Raw genomic sequence first — 9,948 nt, 5'->3', positions numbered from 1 at the left:
TAATGCCTCCATAGCTCAGCTGATAGAGCAACTGACAGGAACGCCTGCCGCTTGTAATCAGTAGGTCGCTGCGGGGTCGCCCCTGCGATTTGATCCCGGCTGGGGGCTCACAGAGGCTACGAATTTTCGTAGCCTTTTTTGTTATATAGTATTCTTCCTTTTACCAAGTTTTTGTTTTTTGAGCTTCTGTATAATAACTTGGTATCTTTGATTAAAGAGCTATAATGAAACGGCCCATTTTAATTGTTGGAATAGTTGCTTTGGCCTTCCTTTTTGAGGGATGTTGGTACCGTCAGTGCCCTATCAAAGGATGCAAAGTGAAATACAACCACAGCCACGGAAAGCGGGTGGTGCGCGGTAGAGGCACATTACCCAAACCTTACCTGTTTGGAATGCCCAGAACAAAAGCTGAAAAGCGTAGCCAAGCCTCCGAAAAACGGGGTAAACGTCGCTAATTTTGCCTATCTAAAGTATTTGGTGTATTTTTGTACATATAAGCATTTAAATTTAATTTATGTCAGAAAACACCAGCAACATTATCCCAATTAACATCGAGGAGGAGATGCGGACTGCCTACATTGACTATTCAATGTCGGTAATTATCTCGCGTGCCCTTCCCGATGCCCGCGACGGACTCAAGCCCGTCCACCGACGGGTGCTTTATGCTATGTTTGAATCGGGCTTCCTGCACAATCGCCCCTACAAAAAATCGGCACGTACGGTCGGGGACGTAATGGCGAAGTATCACCCACACGGGGATTCGTCCATTTACGATACCATGGTTCGTATGGCGCAACCTTGGTCGTTACGCTATCCATTGATTGATGGTCAAGGAAACTTTGGTTCGTTAGATGGAGATTCGCCCGCAGCGATGCGTTATACCGAGTCACGTCTCAAGCGCATTGCAGAAGAAATGCTGGTGGATATCAACAAAGATACCGTCAATTTTCAACCAAACTACGACGATTCGGACGAAGAACCGAGTGTACTTCCCGCCAAACTTCCCAACTTACTCCTCAATGGTTCATCTGGGATTGCGGTAGGTATGGCGACTAACATGGCACCTCACAACCTTACCGAGGTTCTTGATGGTACCATTGCCTACATTGATAACAACGATATTACCGTTTCTGAATTGATCCAGTACGTCAAAGCACCAGATTTTCCAACAGGTGCGATTATTTACGGGTACCAGGGGGTTCGTTCTGCTTACGAAACAGGGCGTGGTCGCGTGGTGATGCGTGCAGTGGCAACTTTTGAACAAACCAAAACGGGACGCGAGCAAATCGTAGTGACTGAAATTCCGTACATGGTCAATAAAGCGGATATGATTAAACGTATCGCTGATTTGGTCAATGAGAAAAAAATAGAGGGAATTTCAGCCATTCGCGATGAATCTGACCGTGAAGGTGTTCGTATCGTATTTGAGTTGAAAAAAGACAGTATCCCAAATATTGTTTTAAACCACTTGTACAAATATACCCCGTTACAGTCTTCGTTTAGCATCAATAACGTTGCACTTGTAAAAGGACGTCCTGCTCTGCTCAATCTCAAAGACCTTATCAAATACTACGTTGAACACCGTTTAGAGGTCGTGACGCGTCGTACACAATTTGAACTCAAAGAGGCAGAAAAGCGGGCACACATTTTACAAGGTTTGTTGATTGCTCTAGACAATTTAGATGCGGTAATCAGCCTTATCCGTAGTGCCCGTGACCCAGAAACCGCCCGTAATGGTCTGATTGAGCAATTCAGTTTAAGCGAAGCCCAAGCCAGAGCCATTCTTGATATGCGTCTCCAACGTTTGACGGGTATGGAACGTGATAAAATCATTCTTGAGTACGACGAGTTGATGAAGGTAATCGCTGATTTACAGGATATTTTGGCGAATGAACCTCGTAAATTCCAAGTTATCAAGGACGAACTTGCCGAGCTTCGCGCACGTTATGGTGACGAAAGACGCTCAAAAATTGAGTACGCTGCCGAAGAGTTTGCCGATGAGGACATGATTGCGGATGAGGAAATGTTGATTACCATTTCGCACCAAGGTTACGTTAAGCGTACCCCTTTGAGTGAGTACCGTACCCAAGGCAGGGGAGGAGTGGGGTCTCGTGGTGTTACGACCAAAGACGATGACTTTACCGAACATTTGTTTTCGGCAACTATGTTGAACTACCTTTTGATTTTTACTGAGTTTGGCCGCCTATATTGGCTAAAAGTGTATGAAATCCCCGAAGGTTCAAAAGTATCAAAAGGCCGACCCATTCAAAATCTTATCAACATTGAATCGGGCGATAAAGTACGAGCCGTAATCAACGTGCGTACGTTGAGTGATGCAGATTACATCAATAACAATTACTTGATTATGTGTACCGAATCGGGTACCATCAAGAAAACCCTCCTAGAAGCGTATTCACGCCCACGGGTTAATGGAATCATCGCAATCTCAATCAATGAAGGAGATCGCCTGTTGGATGTTGCCCTAACCAATGGTGACAACGAAATTGTGATTGCCTCAAAAGAAGGTAAAGCCGTTCGGTTCCACGAAAGCCGCGTTCGCCCGATGGGTCGTACCGCAGCTGGAGTAAAGGGTATTGAATTGGGTGAAGAAGGAAACAATAAAGCGATTGGTATGCTTTGCGTGAGCGGTACTGATAAGCAACTTTTGGTAGTTTCAGAAAATGGGTACGGAAAACGTTCGCCAATCGAAGATTATCGGGTTACCAACCGTGGAGCAAAAGGGGTAACTACCCTCAACATCACGGACAAAGTAGGAAATCTTGTCGCCATCAAAGAGGTAAGTGAAACCGATGATTTGATGATTATCAACCGTTCTGGCATTGCCATTCGGATGTCGGTTCAAGAAATTCGCGTTGCAGGTCGCAATACCCAAGGAGTTCGCCTTATCAAACTCAGCGACAGTGACGAAATTTCGTCGGTTACTCGAATTGAAAAAGACGAATTGGAGGAAGAAGAAGGGCTGATAGCAGAAAATACTACCGAAACTCCTGAATCAACCGAAACGACTGAATAACAATAAACCTAACGAGTATCCGTTTTTTGCACAAATTTTCAACTTAACACTTAACACAACGAATCCAAAAATGAAGAAGCTGTTTTTAATGTCTGCTTTCGGATTGTTTACCGTTTCTGCCTCGGCTCAGGTGGACAAACTTTTGTTAGAGCAAAAGAAAAAAGACAAAGAGAAAAGTGATAAAGCAATTGCAGATCCAAAGGCGTCTGCAAAATCTTCAACCTGGTTAGATCGCGGTAAACTCTATGATGAAATCGCTCGCTTATACACCGAAATGGACTCAAGTGCTGCAATGGTAGCCTATGATTCTTTCAAAAAAGCAGTAGAGGTAGATGCGGCAAAGCCTGGAAAAGTCACGAAAGATGCCCAAAAGTTTTTAACAGGTGGTACTGATGACTCTGGTGTAAACTTGGGACAAGCACTTGTTAAACAAGGAGCTGAGAAGTTTCAGGTGAAGAATTATGCTGGTGCCATCAAGTTTTTTACGGTAGCCCAAGAAGTTAATCCTAAAGATACTTTAGCACCATTATACGGAGCTTATAGCGCCATGCAAAGTCAAAAAAATGATGTGGCGGCCACAATGATGGAAAGCTATATTGACAAAGGTGGTAAAGACGCTAGCAACTATTCGTTGTTGGCACAGCTATACCGAGTAGAAAAGAAAAACGATAAGGCGCTCCAAATCCTCGAAAAAGGAATGGTAGCGCTACCAGCGAGTAAGGCTGCTTTTAAATCAGAACAAGTAAATGTGTACTTGGATATGAACAAAATGACGGAAGCTAAGGCTGGTTTAAAAGAATTGATTCAGCTTGATCCTAAAAATGCGCAGTATCCGTTAAACTTGGGTATCATTAATGACAACGAAGCGAATGTAGCTTCGGCTGAAATTCGCAAATTGAAAGATAGTTCTAAGAAGACGTCAGGAGTAGAGCGCAAAATAAAAGATGCTGAAGAGACAGATAAGGTGTTTGCAGATGAAATTAAGCGTATTGCTGGTTTGATTGCAAAGCAACCTAAAAACGCGGATTTAAAGCGTCAAAAAACTGAAGCAGAAACCAAGCAAAAAGAAAACAAAGCGGCTTGGGAAGAAGCTAAAACGGAACTAGCAAAAGCCAAAGAAGAGGTAGCTGCTCTGGGTGATGTTACTGCAAAACTAGCAGATTTGACTGCCAAGCAAAATGTGGCGCGTGTAGCAGCTAAAGAAGCTTACGATAAAGCATTGGCTATTGATGGTAACAACTACGACGCACTTTTTAACTTGGGCGTATTTTATTTCAACGAAGCGGTTGAGATGAAGGCAGTTGTGGATGCGATGGATATGAAAGACTACAACACGAAAGGTAAAGAAATTGAAGCCAAAGTGTGTGGTAAATTCAAACAATCTCAACCATATTTCGTAAAGGCAAAAGCCATCAAGGAAGAAGAACAAGTGGTAGAGATTATGAAGCAATTGGATACCATTTTGAAGCAATTTGAAGAAAAGAAAGTAGCTTGCGAAGAAGCAAAATAAACAACACTTACTTCTTATAAAATAAAAAAGCAGCATCATTACGATGCTGCTTTTTTTGTGTGTGGGAGGGGAGGGGTTTAACGTAAAACCCTGATTTCTTGGATATTAATCTCGTCAAATTCAGGAGTTTTACCCCAGCCACACATAACTTTTTTCTTCTTCCCTGTGAGTTCAAAGCTCATCTCTACTTCTAAAACATAAATGCCATATTGATTTCTTGCTTGTGAGATTAAGGCGTTTACTTTCTCATTTGAAGCATCGCTGGTGACATAGGAGCCGATTTCATCGGTCAAATTTACTTCAAAGTGCCAGCCACAGCCATCAACTGCGAGCGCATTGACAAGTTTTGCTTTTGTCAAAACACGGTTAGGATTTACATCAGACTGACAAGCTGTTATCAAAGTGCCTAAAAATAAGGTGATTATGATGGTTTTCATGGGGGTATGTAATTGTCCAAAATTAGTTTCTACATAATAAATAAAAGACGTGTTTTGGTAGAAAAAGGTTGTAAATACACTGTATTTAAGGTGTATATTAGAATCGCGATTGTTTTATTTAACATAATGTAAATTATAATACATTTGTTTTTCTATCTATGTAGGTAATTAAAGGATAAAACAATAATATATAATAGGTACAATAGAATAGAGATAATGGGGTAAAAACTTATATTTGGTATGATTTGTGATTTCAGCGTCTCTAACGTCCTAGAACCTAATTACAGCATCCTAATCCTATGAATAAAGGAATGATTCCTGCCTTGAAAAAAACGGTCAAGAATGTCAAGAAACGTCGTCAGCAAATGCCGATGCCAACCGATATTCAGGATTACTTTTTTAATAGCGACTCAGCGAGCGCTTATGAAAAAGCCCAAGAGCATTTTCCCGTTGAACAAAACCAGAGCATTCGACATCTTCACGGAAAGTACGAACGATATTACTTAGATGAAGAGCGAAAATTAATTATCAAGGATTTGGTAAGTATAGGCTCCGACGGTAAAGTGATTGTACGGTCGTTGAACGGGATTTATAAAGGAACAGGAACGTATTTTATGAATGCGACGCTCTCCATCAATTTAGTATCCATTAATGACGCGGAGTCTTTCTGTGCGCAGTTACTGGCTTATGTTGGTCGGTTTAGCTACGATGACATTGAGTGCCTTTATACCATTTGTTCGACCATTGATGGACATAACGTTCCCATTGCCCGAATGGAGGTTTTGTTACCCGCCGACACTTTTGGATTGTTACCCGAGCACATTAAACTTGATTCGCAAGGTTTTTATAAATTGAACTTCAAATACCCGCATCTCATCAAAATTCTACAAGCGCGACAATTGCGTTCTCAAGGGCGTGTTACCTGGCCCTAAACAGCACTCTTCTACCCTTTTAAAGCAAAAAAATAAACTATTGATAATGAGATAGTTATGTATTCACGTGGAACGTTTGTGAAACATGTGTGGAACTTATATTTATAACATGCTGATAATTAGACTGTTATGGATTTTTTGTACTGTTTCATGAAAATAAAGTCTATTTAGTCTGCATATTAATATTTTTTAATAATGAGCAGTTGAACGTTCCCCCATCGCGGAGAAGACCAAAAGTATTTTTTAGCAAAGCAATTGGTTTTGATAACATTGAAATAATCAATAAATAGCCATCTAAGCCATTTAAATATAAAAGGTGTCTTTTTATATCTATCTATTTTTAAGCGTTCAATAGGCTTTAAAAGTCAAATAAAACGGATTTCAAATCAATATTCGCAGGCGCTTTTGGTAGATACTTTTAGGGTTAAAATCAAAAGCGCCTGCGTGATAAACAGGGTAAATTCAGAATAAAATTATTGGCTTAGTAATTGATTTATTTTAAAGTTAGGATCGACGGGAATCACTTGGGAACTACCATCGTCATAAACAATGGTTATAAGCACAGCCTTGCGAGGTTTAGAAACTTCACTGGAAAAGGAAGATACGACAGGTTCTTGCTTGATTGGTGAGGAACGAGAATCTACTGTAGCCGTAATCTTGTTCGACTTCTCTTTTTCACGCAATTCTGGCGCCGTTTGTGCTTGTAGTTTTGCGCCTCCATATCCCTGATTTTCAATGAGTTTGGCTATTATTTTATCCTCTTCAGGAGTCTGTGTTTTAAACCAATCGAAGCTGTATTTTGGGTTCCAAGCCACTATTTTCTCCAAAATGTCCTGACTTGGGCGATTTCGGTAGGCTAAGATGTGGGAAATGGTAGAACGTTGCACATCAATAGCGTCAGCAAACTGGGAAGCGTTCAAATGGTTTTCATCAAGTATTACCCGTATTTTATTGTTTTTTAGATAGCGATTTTCGGTAAAATCGGAATAGATTGCCATAGAATTGTAAACGTTTATTGTTTGCACAAATGTAATAAAATGTAAACAATAAACAAATATACGTTTACACAAGTATCCAAATGTTTACATACGTGAATAGAAAAATGGTTACAGAGTGTTTACATACTTTGTTTTTGTATAGTTGTGTAAACACCTGTAAATGCACGTAACTTCCTTATTTATAGGCAATTATCTTATTATTTGTATCAATATCACGCATAAATACCGTAAAGTTATCTTTTCGGAGGTCCACAAAAAAATTACGAAAATTTCTTGTAAACATTGTAAATTACATTTATGTTTGTGTCAACAATTGCTGCAGATAGCAGAGGTAATACTCTCTATTGAAAGAGTTTGCTGACACGACAGTAATTTTTATGGGGTAATAGCACAAAAAAAGAGACACTGATAGTGTCTCTTTTTTTATAATGCGTAATGTAATGGCCTCTCTCCTCGCCTGCTTAAACAGCAACGTTATTTTCTCTGAGGGCTTCATTAAGCGATGTTTTTAAGTCGGTACTGGCCTTTCTTTTACCAATAATTAAGGCACATGGTACATGATAAGTACCCGCTGGAAAGGTTTTTGGATAACTTCCTGGAATAACCACACAATCGTCAGGAACGTATCCTTTGTATTCGATGACAGTGTCGCCAGTCACATCCAAAATTTTTGAGCTACCAGTTATGGTTACTCCTGCTCCTAGAACAGCACGCTTCCCAATGTGAGCGCCTTCTACTACGATACAGCGTGAACCAATAAAAGCCCCATCTTCTATAATGACAGGTGCTGCTTGCGGTGGTTCCAAAACGCCGCCTATTCCTACGCCCCCACTCAGGTGTACGTGCTTTCCAATTTGGGCACAACTACCAACAGTTGCCCAAGTATCGACCATCGTGCCTTCGTCAACGTAGGCGCCTATATTAACATAAGAAGGCATGAGAATAACTCCTTTTGCTAAATACGCTCCAAAGCGTGCTACAGCTGGTGGTACGACCCGTACGGCTAAAGCGTCGTAGCCAGTTTTTAGTTTCATTTTGTCGTGGTATTCGAATATACCGACTTCCTTTAGTTCCATTTGACGGATGGGGAAGTAAAGGAGGATTGCTTTCTTGATCCAGTCATTTACTTGCCATCCTTCTGCTGTTGGTTCTGCAACTCTGATGTTTCCATCGTTTAAGGCAGTAATAACTGTCTCTACGGCCTTGATGATTTCTGGGTCTTTGGTGAGTTCTCTGTTCTCCCAAGCAGCTTCAATTTGTACTTTTTCTTTCATTACTTATTAAAGTTGTACTTCAATTAAATTAATCTAACCTTCTGATATAGGTTTATTTAAGGTTATAACACTCTTTATTTCTTTAATATGTAAAAATGTACTTTTCTATAGGATTATATTATTTTGTTGCTTAAAGAGGTGTACTGAAGGTCTTATGTTCTTCTTCAGTGTTTATTCTGTTGTTGCTTTTGTAATCATTGTGTTTTAATGCTTTTACCTTCTTTTGGGTTTATACTGTAATTTACTAATAAATGCGCTCTTTTCCAATTTTACGTCGGTTTTACTCTCCTACTCTATTTCCCATTTGTCTATATTCGTTTCGGTCTATTTTTACTAATGTATTATACCCAGTTTTTAGCTAAATCTTATCATTAGCATTATACTTAGTAGGGTAATTGACAATTTAGCAGTTTTATTAGTAAATTACTAAACAATATACCAAATATTTAGCAAACTATTCCTTTAGATACTAAAAATACATCTAAATATTAGTACAATTTACTAAGTAATACTAAATCACAAGCCAAGTTCTATCATTTTACTAAAAAATAATCCTTACACAAATAAAAAAGAAATAAGTATCTTTGCCCATGAAAGTAAATAAAGATGTCCCATTAAACCACCAAAAAGCAAAATGACAAAAGTAAAAGTAGCAATCAACGGCTTTGGACGTATCGGAAGATTAGCATACCGTCAGATTTACAACATGCCAGGTATTGACGTAGTAGCTATTAATGACCTTACTAGCCCTTCAGTACTAGCCCATTTGCTAAAATACGACACAGCTCAAGGTAAATTCAACGAAACTGTTACATCTACAGATAATAGTATTATCGTTAATGGCGAAGAAGTTACTATCTACGCTCAAAGAAACCCCGCAGAGATTCCTTGGGGAGCACACGACGTGGATGTAGTATTAGAATGTACTGGTTTCTTTACTGATAAAGCCAAAGCAGAAGCACACATTACTGCAGGTGCAAAGCGCGTTGTTATCAGTGCACCTGCTACTGGTGACCTTAAAACGATTGTTTTCAACGTAAACCACTCTATTTTGGATGGTTCTGAAACAATTATTAGCTGCGCAAGCTGTACAACCAACTGCCTTGCTCCTATGGCAAAGGCATTAAATGACAACTTTGGCATCGAAATTGGTAGCATGACCACTGTTCACGCTTACACAAACGACCAAAATACCCTTGATGCTCCTCACCCTAAAGGCGATTTAAGACGTGCTAGAGCCGCTGCCTCTAACATCGTTCCTAATAGCACAGGCGCCGCTAAAGCAATCGGCTTAGTATTGCCTGAACTAAAAGGAAAATTGGACGGCGGTGCGCAACGTGTACCAACAATCACTGGTAGCTTAACAGAATTGACTGTTATTTTGAATAAGAAAGTAACGCTTGAGGAAGTAAATGGTGCAATGAAAGCCGCTAGCAACGAAAGTTTCGGATACAATGAAGACGAAATCGTGAGCAGCGACATCATCGGTACTTCATTCGGTAGCTTGTTTGATGCAACCCAAACAAAAGTTGTTACTGTTGGTGACAAACAATTGGTAAAAACTGTAAGCTGGTACGACAACGAAATGAGCTACGTAAGCCAGCTAGTTCGTACAGTTAAGTTTTTTGCACAATTAATTTCTCAATAATTCGCAAAATCCTCTCGTTACATTGAGAAAAATCAGCTTTTGATTTTCTCTTGTAATAAGAGTTCCTCATTTAAAGGGGCTTTCTCAATCACGAGAAAGCCCCTTTTTTATACCT

At 39.9% G+C, this 9,948-nt stretch carries 8 protein-coding genes and 1 tRNA gene; 6 read left to right on the top strand and 3 right to left on the bottom strand.

The genetic code is table 11. The annotated features are described in order from the left end of the window. Positions 1-4: 4 nt before the first annotated feature. The 4 genes from K339_RS37755 to K339_RS0121940 all read left to right on the top strand — a co-directional run bounded on the left by K339_RS37755 (position 5) and on the right by K339_RS0121940 (position 4,544). Positions 5-108, top strand: a tRNA-OTHER gene (locus K339_RS37755). A 116-nt stretch (positions 109-224) separates the two neighbouring features. Beyond that, positions 225-455 (top strand): hypothetical protein, encoded by a 231-nt coding sequence (locus K339_RS0121950; protein WP_028525526.1) that lies wholly within the window; start codon positions 225-227, stop codon positions 453-455. 59 nt (positions 456-514) lie between these two features. Next, complete coding sequence (gene gyrA, locus K339_RS0121945; RefSeq protein WP_028525525.1) at positions 515-3,034, top strand: DNA gyrase subunit A; 2,520 nt, start codon at positions 515-517, stop codon at positions 3,032-3,034. Between the two features lie 70 nt (positions 3,035-3,104). Then, positions 3,105-4,544, top strand: coding sequence for a tetratricopeptide repeat protein (locus tag K339_RS0121940; protein WP_028525524.1), 1,440 nt, complete (start codon positions 3,105-3,107; stop codon positions 4,542-4,544). A gap of 77 nt (positions 4,545-4,621) precedes the next feature. Here K339_RS0121940 and K339_RS34455 read toward each other — a convergent pair whose 3' ends face one another. After that, the gene (locus K339_RS34455) at positions 4,622-4,981 is read right to left on the bottom strand and encodes a hypothetical protein (RefSeq protein ID WP_051398168.1); all 360 of its coding nucleotides are present in this window, start codon (positions 4,979-4,981) and stop codon (positions 4,622-4,624) included. Between the two features lie 299 nt (positions 4,982-5,280). Between K339_RS34455 and K339_RS0121930 the strand changes: the two genes are divergently transcribed. Beyond that, entirely contained in the window at positions 5,281-5,913 is a 633-nt protein-coding gene (locus tag K339_RS0121930) for a hypothetical protein (protein WP_028525523.1), read from the top strand. A gap of 473 nt (positions 5,914-6,386) precedes the next feature. On the opposite strand, the gene K339_RS34450 is transcribed toward K339_RS0121930, so the two are convergent. Together K339_RS34450 and K339_RS0121920 are read right to left on the bottom strand one after the other, a co-directional pair. Continuing rightward, entirely contained in the window at positions 6,387-6,911 is a 525-nt protein-coding gene (locus K339_RS34450) for a helix-turn-helix transcriptional regulator (protein ID WP_037301575.1), read from the bottom strand. Between the two features lie 461 nt (positions 6,912-7,372). Then, positions 7,373-8,185 (bottom strand): 2,3,4,5-tetrahydropyridine-2,6-dicarboxylate N-succinyltransferase, encoded by an 813-nt coding sequence (locus K339_RS0121920; RefSeq protein WP_028525522.1) that lies wholly within the window; start codon positions 8,183-8,185, stop codon positions 7,373-7,375. 634 nt (positions 8,186-8,819) lie between these two features. Here K339_RS0121920 and gap point away from each other — a divergent pair. Next, entirely contained in the window at positions 8,820-9,833 is a 1,014-nt protein-coding gene (gene gap / locus K339_RS0121915; RefSeq protein WP_028525521.1) for a type I glyceraldehyde-3-phosphate dehydrogenase, read from the top strand. Positions 9,834-9,948: the final 115 nt, after the last annotated feature.

Origin of the sequence: Runella limosa DSM 17973 (genome assembly GCF_000482465.1) — a bacterium.
Taxonomy (GTDB): domain Bacteria; phylum Bacteroidota; class Bacteroidia; order Cytophagales; family Spirosomataceae; genus Runella; species Runella limosa.
Note: the sequence above shows the minus strand (reverse complement) of the source record. Positions and strands in the feature narration are given on the sequence as shown.

Excerpts from the sequence above, each read along its gene's own strand:
- K339_RS0121950 (WP_028525526.1), top strand. The coding sequence starts at position 225 with ATGAAACGGCCCATTTTAATTGTTGGAATAGTTGCTTTGGCCTTCCTT.
- gyrA (WP_028525525.1), top strand. The coding sequence starts at position 515 with ATGTCAGAAAACACCAGCAACATTATCCCAATTAACATCGAGGAGGAG.
- K339_RS0121940 (WP_028525524.1), top strand. The coding sequence starts at position 3,105 with ATGAAGAAGCTGTTTTTAATGTCTGCTTTCGGATTGTTTACCGTTTCT.
- K339_RS34455 (WP_051398168.1), bottom strand. The coding sequence starts at position 4,981 with ATGAAAACCATCATAATCACCTTATTTTTAGGCACTTTGATAACAGCT.
- K339_RS0121930 (WP_028525523.1), top strand. The coding sequence starts at position 5,281 with ATGAATAAAGGAATGATTCCTGCCTTGAAAAAAACGGTCAAGAATGTC.
- K339_RS34450 (WP_037301575.1), bottom strand. The coding sequence starts at position 6,911 with ATGGCAATCTATTCCGATTTTACCGAAAATCGCTATCTAAAAAACAAT.
- K339_RS0121920 (WP_028525522.1), bottom strand. The coding sequence starts at position 8,185 with ATGAAAGAAAAAGTACAAATTGAAGCTGCTTGGGAGAACAGAGAACTC.
- gap (WP_028525521.1), top strand. The coding sequence starts at position 8,820 with ATGACAAAAGTAAAAGTAGCAATCAACGGCTTTGGACGTATCGGAAGA.